A 16,544-nucleotide genomic window follows, 5' to 3' on the forward strand; every position below is an offset into this window, starting at 1 on the left:
GCTCTTCGCGGGTTCAGTGCGTATTCACGGCCCTGTTCTGCTGCTCGCGCTGGGCCACCCAGTGTTCGATCAATTCGCGTAACTGCGACAGCTCCACCGGCTTGGCCATGTGCCCGTCCATTCCGGCCTGGCGGGCGCGTTCCTTGTGCTCGGCGAGGATGTGCGCGGTAAGCGCCACCACGGGCGTGCGGGTGCGCTGGTTGCCGACTTCCCACGCCCGCAGTTGCTGGGTCGCGGAGAAACCGTCGAGGACCGGCATTTCGCAGTCCATCAGGACCAGGTCGTAGCGTCGCTCTTTCATGGCCTTGAGAGCTTCTTCGCCGTTGCTGGCGGTATCCGGTTGCAGGTTGAGCTTGCCCAGCATGCCGCGGATGACCTTGGTGGAAATACTGTTGTCCTCGGCCACCAGGATGCGGAAGTCGCTGGGCACCTTTACCGGCGCGGGTGGGCCGGCGTTCACCGGTACGTTCGTAGCCAGGCCCCGGTTGCGCTGGTTCAGCTCGTCCGCCAGGGTGGTCTTGAGGGTATAGCCGGCCACCGGTTTGGCGAGGATGCGCTTGACCCCGCTGTTGCGCGCCACGATCTTGCTCGGCGCATTGCTGATACCGGTGAGCATGATCAACAGGATGTCGTGGTTCAGGCTCGGGTCTTCCTTGATCTTCGCCGCCAGTTGCATGCCGGTCATGCCCGGCATGTTCTGGTCCAGCAGCACCACGTCGAAATAATCCCGCAGGTGTGCCTTGGTGCGCAGCAGCGCCAGGGCTTCCTTGCCCGAGGGCACAGCGCTGACGTTCAGGCCCCAGGCGCTGCACTGCTGCACCAGCACCTTGCGGCAGGTGTCGTTGTCGTCGACGATCAACACCCGTGCCCCTTGCAGCGGGCCATCGAGGTCCGAGGTCGGGTGTTCGAGGCGATCCGGGTCCAGGGGCAAGGTCAGCCACAAGGTACTGCCCTGGTTGCTGCCGCTCTTGATGCCGAACTCCCCGTGCATCAGGATGATCAGCTGGCGGGCGATGACCAGCCCCAGGTTGCCCCCCAGGCGCGTGGCGGAAAGGAAGTTCTTGCTGTGCAGTTCGGCGTGCATCAGCGTGTCGCGCTCTTCAGCGTCCATCGGCGTCCCGCTGTCCTGCACGGCGATGCGCAGGCGCGGCTGATGGCTGCGCTCGTCCAGGGCGACGACGATCAGCACTTCGCCCTCGTCGGTCTTCTTCAGGGCGTTTTCCAGCAGGCTCAGCAACGCCTGGCGCAGCCGCGTCGGGTCGCCGCTGATCACCCGCGGCACCTGGGGCTGGATGAAGCTGATCAGCTCGACGTTCTGCTGTTCGGCCTTGGCGCGGAAGATGCTCAGGCAATCCTCGATCAGGGCATTGAGGTCGAACTGCACGTCGTCCAGTTCGATCTGCCCGGATTCGAGCCGGGAAATGTCGAGGATCTCGTTGATCAGGGTCAGCAGTTCATTGCCGGCGCTGTGGATCGTTTGCACGTAGTCGCGTTGCTTGACCGACAGTGGCGTGCCCAGCAGCAGCTCGGTCATGCCCAGCACGCCGTTCATCGGGGTGCGGATCTCATGGCTGATCTTGGCCAGGAACTCGGCCTTGGCATTGATCTCGGCATTGCTCGCCGCCAGGTCGCGGCTGATGCTGAAGCGGCTTTCGTTGATCGAGCGCTGGCGCTCGCCCAGGGCGACACTCATCAACAGGCCGCTGATGCAGATGAAGATCAGCAGGGTGATGATCAAGCCCTGGGGAGGGACTTCCGTGAGCCCTTGCAGTGCCGGGAGAATGATCAGCGTGCCCAGGTTGAAGACCACCATGGCCGCGACGAACAGCCGGGCCGGGCGGTAGCCCTTTTGCCAGTGCCAGGCGCTGACGAACAGCATGCTCAGGCCGGCCAGGGCCACCAGGGCGTAGGTCATGATATTGAGTGGCAGCGTGTTGACGAACAACAGCAGCAGGCTGCACAGCATGACGAACACAATGTCCCCCAGCAGCAACCGGTTCAGCGGGTGCGGCCCCAGGGGCGCGAAGAAGCGGTAGGCGAACATCAGGCCGCAGGGCGCCGTCAGCAGCAACGCCAGGTAAGCGCCGGGCGTCTGCACCGCCGGCCAGTCGGGCAGCCAGGGCCCGGCCAGGTTCAGCAACAGCACCAGGCTGAGCATCAGCAGCCCTTCACAGGCGGCCAGCCACAGGCAACTGCGGGAGCGGGTGTAGGCGTAGCGGGTGAGGTTATGCAGGATCAGCATGGCGATGCAGCCGAACAGCAGCCCGTAGATCAGCGTCTGGTTCTGATCGGCCGCTGCCACGACAGCCGATTGCAACGTGATGTAGGGACGCAGTTCGTGACGCGAAGCCAGTCGCAGGTAGACGTCCAATGATTTGTCGCTGCGCGGCAGCGGCAACATGAAGTCGCTGCTGGGCACCGCCGGTTCCGTATGCGGCGCGGCATTGCCGCCGACCTGTTGCTCGACCAGGGCGTCGCCGTCCAGCACATAGAGGTTCAGGCGTGACAGGTCGGGGGCGAAGATGCGCAGGATTTGTTCGTGCCTGTCCGGGGCCAGGCGAAAGCGCAGCCACAATGCACCGCCGGGTTCGGCGGCCCTGAGGCGGTCCAGGTCGATGGGGCTGAATTGATTGGTGTAGCGAGCGGAACGGATGTCGCTCAGCGTCAGGTCGCCCTGTTCGTCGAGCAATACCGCCCAGCCACTGCCTGGCGCGGCCTGGGCCGGGAGCATGCAGAGCAGCGTCAGCAGGGTGACGGTAAAGCCTATGGCAATCCTGAGCCAGCGCACGGCGAAATCCCTTCGTAGGTTGATGCCAGATTATAACTATGCGCGGCGCCGGAACAGTCAGGCAAGGGCCGCAGACCCCTGCCTGGCTGAATGGCCGGGTTATTCCAGATTTTCGCCACGCTCACGGGCAATGGCACGGTAGCCAATGTCCTTGCGGTAGAAACAACCTTCCCAGTCGATCTCGGCGGCAAGCTTGTAGGCCTGCTGCTGAGCGTCGTCCACACTGGCGCCCAGGGCGGTGGCGCAAAGCACACGACCGCCAGCGGTGACCACTTGCCCATCCTTCAACGCAGTGCCCGCATGGAAGACTTTGCCTTCCAGCCGCGCCGCGGCGTCCAGGCCCTGGATTGCGCTACCTTTGGCGTAGTCGCCCGGGTAACCGCCGGCCGCCAATACGACACCGACGCTTGGGCGCGGGTCCCATTGGGCTTCGACCTTGTCCAGGGCCTGGGCCAGCGCGGCCTCGACCAGCAGGACCAGGCTCGATTGCAGGCGCAGCATGACCGGCTGGGTCTCAGGATCGCCGAAACGGCAGTTGAATTCGATGACTTTTGGGTTACCAGCCTTGTCGATCATCAGGCCCGCGTAGAGGAAGCCGGTGTAGACGTTGCCTTCCTCGGCCATGCCGCGCACGGTCGGCCAGATCACCTGGTCCATGACGCGCTGGTGCACTTGGGCGGTCACCACCGGGGCTGGGGAGTAGGCGCCCATGCCGCCGGTGTTCGGGCCGCTGTCGCCATCGCCGACACGCTTGTGGTCCTGGCTGGTGGCCATCGGCAGCACGTTCTTGCCATCGACCATGACGATGAAGCTGGCTTCCTCGCCGTCGAGGAACTCTTCGATCACCACGCGGGAACCGGCGTCGCCGAAGGCATTGCCAGCGAGCATGTCGCGCACGGCGTCTTCGGCTTCGGCCAGGGTCATGGCAACGATCACGCCTTTACCGGCGGCCAGGCCGTCGGCCTTGATCACGATCGGTGCGCCTTTCTCGCGCAGGTATGCCAGGGCCGGTTCGATTTCGGTGAAGTTCTGGTAGTCGGCGGTCGGGATCTTGTGGCGCGCCAGGAAATCCTTGGTGAACGCTTTCGAGCCTTCCAGCTGCGCGGCGCCAGCGGTCGGGCCGAAGCAGTCCAGGCCACGGGAGCGGAACAGGTCGACCACGCCGGCGACCAGCGGCACTTCCGGGCCGACGATGGTCAGCGAGACGTTCTTCTCGGCGAAGTCGGCCAGTTGCTCCAGGGCCAGCACGTCGATGGCGACGTTTTCGCACTTGGCTTCGATGGCGGTGCCGGCATTGCCCGGGGCCACGAAAACCTTCTGCACACGGGGATCCTGGGCCACTTTCCAGGCCAGGGCGTGTTCGCGGCCACCGCTGCCAATGATCAAAACATTCATTTCAAAAACCTCGGATGACGCTGATTCTGTATGCAGCACTGAAGCTGCTTTTCTGTGGGAGCGAGCTTGCTCGCGATGGCGGTGTGTCAGCGGACTTCAATGCTGACTGATCCGACGCTATCGCGAGCAAGCTCGCTCCCACAGTCGATCGGTGTATCAATGACGGAAGTGGCGCATGCCGGTGAACACCATGGCGATGCCGGCTTCGTCGGCGGCGGCGATCACTTCAGCGTCACGCATCGAGCCACCCGGCTGGATCACGGCGGTGATGCCGACCTTGGCCGCGTTGTCGATGCCGTCGCGGAACGGGAAGAACGCATCGGAGGCCATGACCGCGCCCTGTACCTGCAAGCCGGCGTGTTCAGCCTTGATGGCGGCGATGCGGGCCGAGTTCACACGGCTCATCTGGCCGGCGCCGACACCGATGGTCTGGCGGTTCTTGGCGTAGACGATGGCATTGGACTTGACGTACTTGGCGACTTTCCAGGCGAAGATCAGGTCGTTGATTTCCTGCTCGCTCGGGGCGCGTTGGGTCACCACTTTCAGGTCTTCGCTGCCAATCATGCCGATGTCACGGCTCTGGACCAGCAGGCCGCCATTGACACGCTTGTAGTCCCAGGCCGGCGCACGGTCGGCCGACCATTGGCCGCAGGCCAGCAGGCGCACGTTGGCCTTGGCGGCAACGATGGCGCGGGCTTCTTCGCTGACGGAAGGGGCGATGATCACTTCGACGAACTGGCGCTCGACGATGGCCTTGGCGGTCTCGGCGTCCAGTTCACGGTTGAAGGCGATGATGCCGCCGAAGGCCGACTCGGTGTCGGTGGCGTAGGCCAGTTCGTAGGCCTGGCGGATGCCGCCCTCGGCGTCCGGGCTCACGGCCACGCCACACGGGTTGGCGTGCTTGACGATCACGCAGGCTGGCTTGACGAAGCTCTTCACGCACTCCAGCGCGGCGTCGGTGTCGGCCACGTTGTTGAACGACAGTTCCTTGCCTTGCAGTTGGGTGGCGGTGGCAATGCCGACTTCGGCAGGCTTGGCTTCCACGTAGAACGCCGCGCTCTGGTGCGGGTTCTCGCCGTAGCGCATTTCCTGGGCCTTGACGAACTGGGTGTTGAAGGTGCGCGGGAATTCGCTGCGGCCTTCGGTCGACAGGGTTTCGGCGGCCTGGTTCACGGTGCCCATGTAGTTGGCGATCATGCCGTCGTAGGCGGCGGTGTGCTCGAAGGCCTTGAGCATCAGGTCGAAACGCTGGGCGTAGGTCAGGCCACCGGCCTTGAGGTTCTCCAGCACGCTGGCGTAGTCGCTGGCGTTGACCACGATGGCCACGTCCTTATGGTTCTTGGCCGCCGAGCGGACCATGGTCGGGCCGCCGATGTCGATGTTCTCGATGGCGGTCGGCAGGTCGCAGCCTGGCTTGTTGATGGTGGCTTCGAACGGGTAGAGGTTGACGGCCACCAGGTCGATCGGCTTGATGCCGTGTTCGTTCATGATGGCGTCGTCGATGCCGCGACGGCCCAGGATCCCACCGTGGATTTTCGGGTGCAGGGTCTTGACCCGACCGTCCATCATTTCCGCAAAACCGGTGTAGTCCGCGACTTCCACTGCGGCGACGCCGTTGTCCTGCAGCAGCTTGAAGGTCCCGCCGGTGGAGAGAATCTCGACGCCCAGCTGTTGCAGCTCGCGGGCGAATTCGAGGATCCCGGTCTTGTCGGAAACGCTGATCAAGGCGCGGCGGATCGGCAGGCGGGTGGTCTGGTCGGTCATTTCAATTTCCATCAAAAGCAAGGGAAGTCAGCAAAAAAGGCGACCGTTTTTTATGCGGGCGCCTTTCTGGTTTGATTGAATGCTTACAGCAGATCGTACTGCTTGAGTTTCTTGCGCAGGGTGCCGCGGTTCAGGCCCAGCAGCTCGCTGGCCTTGGTCTGGTTGCCCTTGACGTAGTTCATCACGCTTTCGAGCAGCGGTGCCTCGACTTCGGAAAGCACCAGGTTGTACACATCCGTGACGGCAGCGCCCTCAAGGTGGGCGAAATAATTGTGCAGCGCCTTCTCGACACTCCCGCGAAGGGTCTGACCTTCTTCGCTGGGCGTATTGAGGTGCTGTTTCAAATTCACGTTGTCGCTCACGGGTGCTGTTCCACTCACTAAAGTCTCGGTCATCATCGTCATGCGGCCACCCCTTCGTCCCCTGTCAGGCTCTTGTAACGCTCAGCGAAGAACGCCTGAACGTCGGCGCATTGTGCTTGCGTACCATCCAAACGATTGAAACGGGCGCGAAACTCCCTGGCGCCCGGCAGGGTTGCGAGATACCAGCCCACATGCTTGCGAGCGATGCGTACGCCCATGACTTCTCCGTAGAAGGCATGTAGCGCGGCCAGATGCTCTAGCAGAATACGTTCCACCTCGGACAACTGCGGCGCCGCCAGCTTTTCGCCAGTGCGCAGGTAGTGTTCGATCTCACGAAAAATCCATGGCCGCCCCTGGGCGGCCCGGCCGATCAACAGGCCATCGGCACCGGTCGCGTCCAGCACGTACCGGGCCTTCTCGGGCGAATCGATGTCGCCATTGGCAAAGACCGGAATCGACACCGCCTGCTTGATCGCGGCGATGGTGTCGTACTCGGCTTCGCCGGTGTACAGGTCGGCACGGGTGCGACCATGGACCGCCAATGCCGTGATGCCCGCCTGTTCGGCGATCTTCGCCACCACCAGGCCATTCTTGTTCTCCCGGTCCCACCCGGTGCGGATCTTCAGGGTCACCGGCACATCGACCGCGGCCACTACGGCCTGCAGGATCTCGGTGACCAGCGCTTCATCTTTCAACAGTGCCGAGCCTGCGGCCTTGTTGCAGACCTTTTTCGCCGGGCAACCCATGTTGATGTCGATGATCTGCGCCCCCAACTCGACATTCGCCCGGGCCGCCTCCGCCAGCATCTGTGCGTCGCCACCGGCGATCTGTACCGAGCGTGGCTCGGGATCGCCTTCGTGGATCATGCGCAGACGCGATTTGCGGGTGTTCCACAAACTCATGTCGCTGGTGACCATTTCCGACACCACCAGTCCTGCGCCCAAGCGTTTGCACAACTGACGAAAGGGCTGGTCGGTGACGCCTGCCATAGGGGCGAGAACCAGGCCGTTCTGCAATGTATATGGGCCGATGCGTACCGCCGACATAGGACTTCCCTGAAGTGGGGCCGGATCATGAGACTTCGAAAAAGGGTTGGCATGATACCCGCTCTCGATGACTGGATAAAGATCGAATTGGATAAAATCTGAACAGCTATTTTGTTATCGCCAGCGGTTTGGTCTGGGTGGGGTCAGTCAGAAAGCTGCCGTCAATGGGCCGACCCTGGCCGGTTTCATTCGGGGGAATGAAAGCTCAAGCTGTAGTTCACCGCCTTGGGGCCCGGATCCAGGATATCCAGCGCGATGTGGATGGGCGTTTGCGGCGGCATTTCGCCGCGGCCCTCGAGATCGCCGCCCAGGTACTCCCCGGGCTTGAAGCGACGGCTGGCGATCAGGTGCCCGTTGAGGTCGGCAAAGCGCAGCTCCAGCAACGGAAAAGGTTGGGAGAAGGGCGCACGGTTGTAGATGATCGCGTCCACCACCAGGGCACCGCTGAACTCCGGATGGCTGCGCACCACCAGGTTGCTGCTTTTGATCTTGGCGATGTCGACCTTGGACGGTACGTCGCAACCGATGGTCGGACAGATTTGCAGGAACCACGGCCGGTACTGGTCCTGGCGGGCCAGTTCTTCGAAATGGTAGGCGATGTACTGGCCACCGAGGGCCGCGGCGGCGAGCAGGATCAGCAGGGCCCACAACAGGCGGCGGCCCCAGGGCGAACGGCGTTTGCGCCAGTCCAGTTGCAGCGGATCGTCGTCGAGGTCGTGGAGGGCTTCGGCGCGTATCCCCGGCTCCTGGCGTTCCCGTGACTTGCGCAGTGGCAGCGGTCGCTCGGGCTCATCGTCGTGATCGTGGTCATCGGTGGCGGACAGGCGCTCGAGGTGTTCGTCGGGCTCGTCGTCCGGCGCGAGGTGGAGCGGGGCGACCGGTTCGTCGTCCGGTTCCAGCGGTTCGAGGGCCAGGGACAGGGACGGCTCGGTACGCGGCGGTCGCGCCGGTTCGTGGGGTTCGAACGGTTCGAAGGGGGTATCGAGGACGGTTTCGACGCGCTCGCCCGAGGTGTCGCTGTACAGGCTGTCGGGCCAGGTTTGCTGTTCGCTGGAGAGCGAGTCGCGTTGCGCGCTCAGGTTGTCTTCCCGGCGCCGGCCGGCATTGCCCGGGGCGCGATTGTCGCGGCGCTCCAGGCGCGCCAGTTCCTTGTCCAGGTCATCCAGATCCAGCTCGGCGGCGCTCCACTGTTTCTGGCTGATCGCCCGGGGCGGGGCTTCGGCGGCCGGCTTGGCGGGTGGCGCGACGGCAGGCACCGCTTGCTTGGCTGTGCGTTGTTCCAGCAATTGCTGTGCGGCATTGAATACCTGCAGGCACGAGCCGCAACGAACCACCCCGCGGGCCACGCTCAGTTGAGCATGGCTGACGCGAAAACGGGTATGGCAATGCGGGCACTGGGTGACGAAGCTGTCAGTCATGCGGCAATCCGGTGGATACAGGCGCTCATTCTAGCGCCGACGTCCGGTGATGCGCACCCAGCCATCGCGATTGGCGATCGGGTCCAGGTCAAAGTCCGCGGCATAAGCGGCGGCGACTTCTTCGCCCTGTTCGGCGAGGATGCCCGACAGCGCCAGGCGCCCGCCCGGCTTGACCAGGCTCGACAGTTGCGGCGCCAGGGATACCAGCGGGCCGGCCAGGATGTTGGCCACCAGCACGTCGGCCTGGACCTGTGGCAAGTCCTGGGGCAGATACAGCGGGAACAGGGCTTCGGCGATGTTGTTGCGCCCGGCGTTGTCGCGGGAGGCTTCCAGGGCCTGGACGTCGATGTCGGTGCCGACCGCTTCCCGGGCGCCCAGCAGGAGCGCGGCAATCGCCAGGATCCCCGAGCCGCAGCCAAAGTCCAGTACGTTGCAGCCCTTCAGGTCCTGGCCGTCGAGCCATTCCAGGCACAGCGCAGTGGTCGGGTGGGTGCCGGTGCCGAACGCCAGGCCCGGGTCCAGCAGCAGGTTGACCGCGTCCGGCTCTGGCGCGGCATGCCAGCTCGGGACGATCCACAGGCGCTGGCCGAAACGCATCGGCTGGAAGTTGTCCATCCAGCTGCGTTCCCAATCCTGGTCTTCGATCACTTCACTGTGATGCTCGGGCAGCGGGCTGCCGGTCAGCAGCTCGAGATGGGCCAGCACGCTGGCCGCCTCGGTGCCGCCTTCGAACAGGGCCAGCAGGTGGGTGTGGGACCACAGCGGGGTGGTATTGAGCTCCGGCTCGAAGATCGGCTGGTCTTCGGCGTCCATGAAGGTTACCGATACAGCGCCTACTTCAAGAAACGCGTCTTCGTAGGTTTCGGCTTGTTCCGGGCTGATGGCCAGGCGTACTTGCAGCCAAGGCATGGCGGGCACCTTTGAAAAAATCCACAGGGGGGCAGCGCAGGGCTGCAAAGGCGCGCAGTGTACGCCAGGTCGCCGCCAAAGTGGATAAGCGAGTCTCGCGCCGTCGGGGCGGTGTTTCGATATATATATGTATGCCATGGGCATGTCGCAGGGCGGATAAGGTGCCGGTCCACACAGCAGGGAGGATTGTGTATGGACATCATTGCCCGACGGCAAGGCAACATGGAGCGCACGGGGTCGGTCGATTCCCCGCCGGTGGCGACCGCACAGGCGACCCTGGAAAAACTGACACGTTGGCAAGAGGCGATCGACGCGCGACTGAACACCCAGATGAGCCTGCTGGAGGTGCTGGAAGAGTACTTGCTGGTCGAGCTGCGCACCTACCATTACCAAGGCAACATCGATCCACACTTCCTGGGCACCCTGCTCGATACCGTGCTGCAGCGCATGATCGACCAGGCGCCGTTGGTGTATGACGAGGAGCAGGACGCGCCCTACCGTTGGCCCGACGGGCCAGACTTGGGTTTTGCGGCCGAGCGCCGGGCGTTCGTTATCCAGGTGGTGGAGGGCGCGGCCTCAAGGTTTGTCGATCACTACAAGGACTATCTGCGGCGGCATTGGCGAATGACGGCGCACGATGCCTCGCTCGAGGATGTGGTCAGGCAAAAACTGGATGGGCACAGGGGCGCGGTCGACGAGCTGTTTCGGCCTGACCGTCTGGTTGGCCTGGGTGTCGATGAGTTGCGAGAGCAGATCGAAGCACTCCAGGACGCCTGGCGCCGGACAAGTCGCTTGACCGTATTGGCAACCACGGCCGAGCGCCGGGACCTTGGCGCGCTGGCGCGATTGCAATTGCCGTATTGGCTGCGGGGGGTGAGCCCTTCTGATCGTGAATCGTTGCGGGCTTTCGAGAGCCAGACCGCGCTGGCGCAGGCGCTGGTGGATGAGCGGGTCGATGGCCTGGGCTCGCTGCGGGCCTTCGCTCGGCAACTGGCCAGGGATTATGTCAGGCATGAGTTGGACATGGAGGTCGAGCCGGACGGCATTCGTGTGCAGTTGCAGTGGCGAACGGTCGTTGGTCAGCCCGTACGCACCTACAGCCTGAGTGAACTGGTGGCGGCCGGCCCGATACGGCCGGACGCGGTGTCGGTGTTCCTGGTCGAGAACGGCGGTATGCTCCGTAACCAGCCTCTTTCACCGGCTTTCATTGCGCAGTTGTTGGCCAGCGTCGACGCGCCTGCCGGGTACTTGCCAGCCTTGGCCGAGCGGTATGGGAGGGGGGACCTGAAGGACGCCATGCTCGATTGGTTTGTGGCGCGGTTGCAGCACAGTGCGTTTGTCGCCCGTTGTGCAGGCCAGTTGTCGGTGACCAGCCATGACCACCTCGCAGCCCTCTGGGAAAACGACATCGCGACGCCCATCGCCGGCGGGTTGCGTGTCGCCAGTCTGGTGCTTCCCAATGGCCTGAAGTGTGCCGACCTCCTGGTGTTTTATCGTGAAGACGGGGGCGGTGCTGTCAGTGGCCTGCTGCTGTTTGCCCCCGGCAAACCCGATGGCCAGGAATGGATCGAGTTGCCTTCGCTGCGGGCCCTGAGCGGCGAAGTCGGGGCCTGGACCCAACACCAGGCCGGTCGCGAATACCTGTTGCAGCAACTCTCGCCGACAGATCGTGGACAGGCCCGGGCGTACTTTGCCCGCGTGATGGAAAAACCGGTCTCCTGGGATCTGGAACAAGACCTCAGGGGCACGCAGGCAAGTTTCAGGACCTGTCTGCAGAATGCTGTTTCGACCGGCCTGGCCAATAACCTCGCACACGTGGAGCTGAGCGAGTCGCCTCGCTGGTACTCGGCGTTGCCGCTTGAGTCCCGGCGCAACATCAGCGGCCTGAACCAAGAATTCTTGGTTCAGCGGCAAGTGTTCGATGAGCAGTTCGTGGGCTATGAAGCTTTCATGGATTTCGCCAAGCGTACCTTCGCCGACATGATCGGGCCCTACATGCGCAGCAAGGGGGTGTTTGAAGCGGTCGATCCGGCCACGGTCTTCATCGACTACATTCCGGGGCTGGCCGCCGAGAAAAAAACCACCAGCCTGCTGGACCTGGCCATCTACGGATACGAGCGCAACGCGGACATCGACGACCCCGCCAAGGGCGTGCGTTCCTCTGTCGGGCAGGATTTGGCGCAGGTTCGCAGTGCGGATCTGGCGTCCTACATTCGCGTGGCCTACCTGGGCGAGCGATATGCCAGGCACATCCGTGCTGGATTCCTCGACGCCACGGCGCCCGAGTATGCCAAGCGCCGCGAGGCTTACTGCTACATGCTGTTGGCCAGGATGGACCGCGACCTGCGTGTGGCCTACGGCAAGTCGATGCTGAGTGCCGAAGCGTTCCAGTGGCTCACCCGGCAAGTGACGCTATTGAGCGATGGGCGACCTGCTAACGGCGCCACGTACCCCGGTGTCGCCGTGACGCGTGAAGGCGTGATCAAGTTGACCGTCGCCGGTCATGTGGTGTTGGGCGTCTACGTGTTCACCTACTTCGATCCGAAGGCTTCTTACTGGATGTACACACCCGACGCGCCGGACGGCATCCTGTTTCGCCCGTACCTGGCGTTTTCCGGGAGCATCGCCGCGCAACTGCACGATTACGTACTGGAGCGGGTCGCACTCGCCGCCCGTGCCGCCGTGGGGCGGACACTGTTGGCGCTGGCGGCCGGGACCACTCGCGTCGACACATTGCGTGAACTCAATCGGCTGATGGATATCCGTGCCGAGTTCGATGCAGGCATCGAGCGCGCTGTCACCGATGTGGAGGACATCACCACCAGTCGTGCCGAAATGATCCGCAACCAGGTATTCCAGGGCCTGGTCTTCGCGGCCGTTCCGGTGTGCATGGTTTACCCGCCCTTTGCCTTGTTGCTGGACATCGGCCTGATTGCCGTCAGCGCCAGGCAGGCCATCCAGAGACACGTGCAAGGCGACACGGAGGGCGCGCTCGGTCACTGGCTGATCGCGACCTGGGGAACGCTGTTCGCCACGCTCGGCGCCGCCAGCATGGCCACGGCACTGGGGCACGCGGCGAGGCACTTGCAGCGTGCCGTGAAGCCCTTGTCATTGTCTGCGCAACGCTTGAGAAGCGCGTCATCGGTGGTCGCCAAAGAGTCCGGGCCGCTGGTTCCGGCCATACGCCTCAAGCCGCAGCAGGCGGTTGGCAGAACGCCAGGGGATCTGCAGTTGGTGACGGAGGAGGGGATTTTTTTCGGCACCTATCGCAGCCCGCCCAGCGCTTCGCAACCGCGGAGCACTTACTACATTGCGAGCGGGGGCAGGTACTACCAGGTGAAGAGGGACCCTTACTTTGGCGGCCTGTGCCTGGTGGATGCCCGGCGCCCCGGCGCGTTTTACAAATTGCCCATCCGCAGGATGGCGAATGGCAAGTGGACCCATAACAAAGTCGGGTTGAGCGGTGGTAGCGATGAGGTGCGCAACCTGGGGCGCATAGGCGATTTGCGCGAGGCGTTCCCCGGGCATGTCTCCCCGGACGTGACAAGGGGGGCGTTGCAGGGCGAGGCCGTGGTGGCGAGGTTCAGTGAGGCGGCGGACAGCTACCTGTTCTCGCTCAATGCACAGACGTGCGTGATCGCTTCGTTGTACAACCCGACCACCCGGGTCGGGGCGGTCATTCATTTCGATCACAACATCCGCGCGCTGATCGAGCGAAGTGTCCGGGATGTGATGCGGCGCCTGGGGGGATCGGCCAAGGATGTCCGTGCCACCCTGGTCGGCGGTGACTGGTTGACGGGGGCTGACATCGGCGAGCCGGTCAGGCAGGTGATGAGGGGGCACGGGCTGCGACCGACCTGGGATCACTGGTCGTATTCTTCCTGCCTGGGCAATAACTATGGCGTGTCACTGGATCTGCGCACGGGTGTCACGTCGGTATTCAAGACGTCCGGCAGCCAGGTCGAACGCTTTTACATACCCGTCCTGGCGCGAGCGAAGAACAACACGGATCCGGTGTCCATGCGAGCTCGCGGATTCATGGCGCGCATGCGCAGCGACATCCTGGTCGAAAATGCCAACGGCGTCGTCCTCACCCAACAGGGGAGGCGGGCGAATGCTGCGAAGATCGAATCACACGCCTACTCCATGGTGGAGTTGAAGTGATCCGTCACTTGCGCCTTTGAGGCGCGCGCAAAAAAAGACCCCGGCCAATGGACCGGGGTCTTTTTACATCACGTGAGGCATCAGTGCTGGTTGCCCAGCTTGTGCTCCAGGTAATGGATGTTGACGCCGCCTTTGCAGAAGCCTTCGTCACGTACGAGATCGCGGTGCAGCGGGATGTTGGTCTTGATCCCGTCTACCACGATTTCGTCCAGCGCATTGCGCATGCGCGCCATGGCTTCGTCACGGGTCGCCCCGTAGGTGATCAGCTTGCCGATCAGCGAATCGTAGTTCGGCGGAACGGCATAACCGCTGTACAGGTGCGAATCGACGCGAACGCCATTGCCGCCCGGAGCATGGAAATGCTTGACCGTGCCTGGGCTTGGCATGAAGGTTTTCGGGTCTTCGGCGTTGATCCGGCATTCCAGCGCGTGACCGCGGATGACCACGTCATCCTGGGTGAACGACAGCTTGTTGCCGGCGGCGATGCTGAGCATCTCCTTGACGATGTCGATACCGGTGACCATTTCCGAAACCGGGTGCTCCACCTGAACACGGGTGTTCATTTCGATGAAGTAGAAACGACCGTTCTCGTACAGGAACTCGAAGGTACCGGCGCCGCGATAGCCGATGTCGATACACGCCTTGACGCAACGTGCCAGGACTTCCTCGCGCGCTTTCTCGTCGATGCCCGGTGCCGGCGCTTCTTCGAGGACCTTCTGGTGACGACGTTGCAGCGAGCAGTCGCGGTCGCCCAGATGGATGGCCTGGCCCTGGCCGTCGGACAGCACCTGGACTTCGACGTGACGCGGGTTGGTCAGGAATTTTTCCAGGTAGACCATCGGGTTGCCGAACGCCGCGCCCGCTTCGGAGCGGGTCAGTTTCGCCGAGGAAATCAGGTCTTCTTCCTTGTGTACCACGCGCATGCCGCGACCACCGCCGCCGCCAGCGGCCTTGATGATCACCGGGTAACCGACTTCGCGACCGATGCGCAAAGCGGTTTCTTCGTCTTCAGGCAGCGGGCCGTCGGAACCCGGAACGGTCGGTACACCAGCCGCGATCATGGCGTGCTTGGCCGAAACCTTGTCGCCCATCAGGCGGATGGTGTCGGCTTTCGGACCGATGAAGGCAAAACCGGAGTTTTCCACCTGTTCGGCGAAGTCGGCGTTTTCCGCCAGGAAACCGTAGCCCGGGTGAATGGCGGTGGCGCCGGTCACTTCGGCAGCGGCGATGATCGCCGGGATGTGCAGGTAGGAGTGCGCAGCCGACGCCGGACCGATGCAGACGGATTCGTCCGCCAGGCCCAGGTGCATCAGTTCTTTGTCGGCCTTGGAGTAAACGGCGACGGTCTTGATGCCCATCTCTTTGCAGGCACGCAGAATCCGCAGGGCGATCTCACCGCGGTTAGCGATCAGAACTTTTTCCAACTTCGCAGTCATCAAAGGCTCTCCGCGGTTCAAACGATGGTGAACAGCGGTTGGTCGTACTCAACCGGCTGGCCGTCTTCGACGAGGATGGATTCGATCACACCGCTGGTTTCAGCTTCGATGTGGTTCATCATCTTCATGGCTTCGACGATGCACAGGGTGTCGCCTTTCTTCACGGTCTGGCCGACTTCAACGAAGGACGGCGAGGATGGCGAAGACTTGCGATAGAACGTGCCCACCATTGGCGAACGAGCGACAGTGCCGTTCAGCGTCGGTGCCGCCGGTGCGGCTGGCGCTGCGGCGGCAACCGGGGCCGCTGCTGGAGCAGGCGCGGCGGCCGGAGCCTGCATCGGCGCCGGTGCATAGAACTGCTGGGCCGGGGTCTTGCTGTGGCGGCTGATGCGTACGGACTCTTCGCCTTCCTTGATCTCAAGCTCGTCGATGCCGGACTCTTCCAGCAATTCGATCAATTTCTTAACTTTACGGATATCCATGAATCATCAACTCCCAAGGGTCGGTCAGGGGCGTATAGCTTGTTGTTCAAGCTGCTCTAGGGCGGCCTCCAGGGCCAGTCGGTAACCGCTGGCGCCAAGGCCGCAGATCACTCCCACTGCTACATCGGAGAAGTAGGAGTGATGGCGGAAAGGTTCGCGTTTGTGCACGTTGGACAAGTGCACTTCGATGAATGGGATGCTCACCGCCAGCAGCGCGTCACGTAATGCGACACTTGTATGTGTAAAAGCTGCTGGATTGATCAAAATGAAATCCACGCCTTCGCCACGCGCGGCATGGATGCGGTCGATCAGTTCATATTCGGCGTTGCTTTGCAGATAGAGCAAATGATGGCCGGCGTTGCGGGCCCGCTGTTCCAGGTCCTGGTTGATCTGGGCCAGTGTCACGGCGCCGTAGACGCCCGGTTCACGGGTGCCCAGCAGGTTCAGGTTGGGTCCGTGCAGGACCAATAGGGTCGCCATCTGCTGTTCCTTGTTATCTGTGAGCAGGTATCAGAACCCGGCGACTATGCCGCAAAGCCTTAATGACTGTCCAGTTCTCGGCAATAGCCAGCACGATGAGCGATGTTTGCGCGAAATTTGTGACCCGGGTCTCTGATCCGGTCATACGGTTGGATACCGCCCCCTGTGGCAGCATCAATTCCCGGGTCCCGCGAATCGATGGGGGAGCGAGCTTGCTCACGATGACGGCGGCACATCCGACATCGATGCAAGCTGATCCACCGCTATCGCGAGCAAGCTCGCTCCCACAGGGGATCTGCG

11 protein-coding genes are annotated in these 16,544 nt (G+C 63.0%); 1 reads left to right on the forward strand and 10 read right to left on the reverse strand.

Features of this window, described 5'->3' with window-relative positions; translation table 11 throughout:
* Positions 1–13: 13 nt before the first annotated feature.
* The 7 genes from BLQ55_RS18235 to prmA form a co-directional block, all read right to left on the reverse strand.
* Complete coding sequence (locus tag BLQ55_RS18235) at positions 14–2,788, reverse strand: hybrid sensor histidine kinase/response regulator (protein WP_092255691.1); 2,775 nt, start codon at positions 2,786–2,788, stop codon at positions 14–16.
* A 99-nt stretch (positions 2,789–2,887) separates the two neighbouring features.
* Positions 2,888–4,183 carry a phosphoribosylamine--glycine ligase gene (purD, locus tag BLQ55_RS18240; protein WP_092204790.1) on the reverse strand — a complete coding sequence of 432 codons (1,296 nt, stop codon included), beginning with the start codon at positions 4,181–4,183 and terminating at the stop codon, positions 2,888–2,890.
* Between the two features lie 156 nt (positions 4,184–4,339).
* Positions 4,340–5,947, reverse strand: coding sequence for a bifunctional phosphoribosylaminoimidazolecarboxamide formyltransferase/IMP cyclohydrolase (purH, locus tag BLQ55_RS18245; RefSeq protein WP_072410260.1), 1,608 nt, complete (start codon positions 5,945–5,947; stop codon positions 4,340–4,342).
* 83 nt (positions 5,948–6,030) lie between these two features.
* The gene (gene fis, locus BLQ55_RS18250; protein WP_007921650.1) at positions 6,031–6,351 is read right to left on the reverse strand and encodes a DNA-binding transcriptional regulator Fis; all 321 of its coding nucleotides are present in this window, start codon (positions 6,349–6,351) and stop codon (positions 6,031–6,033) included.
* On the reverse strand, positions 6,348–7,355 hold the full coding sequence (gene dusB, locus BLQ55_RS18255; protein WP_053181619.1) for a tRNA dihydrouridine synthase DusB: 1,008 nt from the start codon (positions 7,353–7,355) through the stop codon (positions 6,348–6,350). Before dusB ends, fis begins: the two co-directional genes overlap by 4 nt.
* A gap of 185 nt (positions 7,356–7,540) precedes the next feature.
* Complete coding sequence (locus tag BLQ55_RS18260) at positions 7,541–8,773, reverse strand: DUF3426 domain-containing protein (protein WP_092255694.1); 1,233 nt, start codon at positions 8,771–8,773, stop codon at positions 7,541–7,543.
* 30 nt (positions 8,774–8,803) lie between these two features.
* Complete coding sequence (prmA, locus tag BLQ55_RS18265) at positions 8,804–9,682, reverse strand: 50S ribosomal protein L11 methyltransferase (RefSeq protein WP_013692161.1); 879 nt, start codon at positions 9,680–9,682, stop codon at positions 8,804–8,806.
* A gap of 192 nt (positions 9,683–9,874) precedes the next feature.
* Here prmA and BLQ55_RS18270 point away from each other — a divergent pair, with 192 nt between their 5' ends.
* Positions 9,875–13,846 (forward strand): dermonecrotic toxin domain-containing protein, encoded by a 3,972-nt coding sequence (locus tag BLQ55_RS18270; RefSeq protein ID WP_092255697.1) that lies wholly within the window; start codon positions 9,875–9,877, stop codon positions 13,844–13,846.
* Between the two features lie 80 nt (positions 13,847–13,926).
* Here the strand turns inward: BLQ55_RS18270 and accC are convergent, their stop codons facing one another.
* The 3 genes from accC to aroQ are packed head-to-tail and all read right to left on the reverse strand — an operon-like array spanning position 13,927 to position 16,244.
* Positions 13,927–15,282: an acetyl-CoA carboxylase biotin carboxylase subunit gene (accC, locus tag BLQ55_RS18275; RefSeq protein ID WP_092204787.1), complete on the reverse strand. Its 1,356-nt coding sequence runs from the start codon at positions 15,280–15,282 to the stop codon at positions 13,927–13,929.
* Positions 15,283–15,299: 17 nt separating this feature from the next.
* The gene (gene accB / locus BLQ55_RS18280; protein ID WP_053118072.1) at positions 15,300–15,764 is read right to left on the reverse strand and encodes an acetyl-CoA carboxylase biotin carboxyl carrier protein; all 465 of its coding nucleotides are present in this window, start codon (positions 15,762–15,764) and stop codon (positions 15,300–15,302) included.
* Positions 15,765–15,788: 24 nt separating this feature from the next.
* Positions 15,789–16,244 carry a type II 3-dehydroquinate dehydratase gene (gene aroQ, locus BLQ55_RS18285; protein ID WP_072410269.1) on the reverse strand — a complete coding sequence of 152 codons (456 nt, stop codon included), beginning with the start codon at positions 16,242–16,244 and terminating at the stop codon, positions 15,789–15,791.
* Positions 16,245–16,544: the final 300 nt, after the last annotated feature.

Source organism: Pseudomonas sp. NFACC13-1 (assembly GCF_900104425.1).
GTDB lineage: Bacteria > Pseudomonadota > Gammaproteobacteria > Pseudomonadales > Pseudomonadaceae > Aquipseudomonas > Aquipseudomonas fluorescens_AA.

Bases quoted from the DNA above. Each gene is read 5' to 3' on its own strand.
- purD (WP_092204790.1), bottom strand. From the start codon at position 4,183: ATGAATGTTTTGATCATTGGCAGCGGTGGCCGCGAACACGCCCTGGCC.
- purH (WP_072410260.1), bottom strand. From the start codon at position 5,947: ATGACCGACCAGACCACCCGCCTGCCGATCCGCCGCGCCTTGATCAGC.
- fis (WP_007921650.1), bottom strand. From the start codon at position 6,351: ATGACGATGATGACCGAGACTTTAGTGAGTGGAACAGCACCCGTGAGC.
- dusB (WP_053181619.1), bottom strand. From the start codon at position 7,355: ATGTCGGCGGTACGCATCGGCCCATATACATTGCAGAACGGCCTGGTT.
- BLQ55_RS18260 (WP_092255694.1), bottom strand. From the start codon at position 8,773: ATGACTGACAGCTTCGTCACCCAGTGCCCGCATTGCCATACCCGTTTT.
- prmA (WP_013692161.1), bottom strand. From the start codon at position 9,682: ATGCCTTGGCTGCAAGTACGCCTGGCCATCAGCCCGGAACAAGCCGAA.
- BLQ55_RS18270 (WP_092255697.1), top strand. From the start codon at position 9,875: ATGGACATCATTGCCCGACGGCAAGGCAACATGGAGCGCACGGGGTCG.
- accC (WP_092204787.1), bottom strand. From the start codon at position 15,282: ATGACTGCGAAGTTGGAAAAAGTTCTGATCGCTAACCGCGGTGAGATC.
- accB (WP_053118072.1), bottom strand. From the start codon at position 15,764: ATGGATATCCGTAAAGTTAAGAAATTGATCGAATTGCTGGAAGAGTCC.
- aroQ (WP_072410269.1), bottom strand. From the start codon at position 16,244: ATGGCGACCCTATTGGTCCTGCACGGACCCAACCTGAACCTGCTGGGC.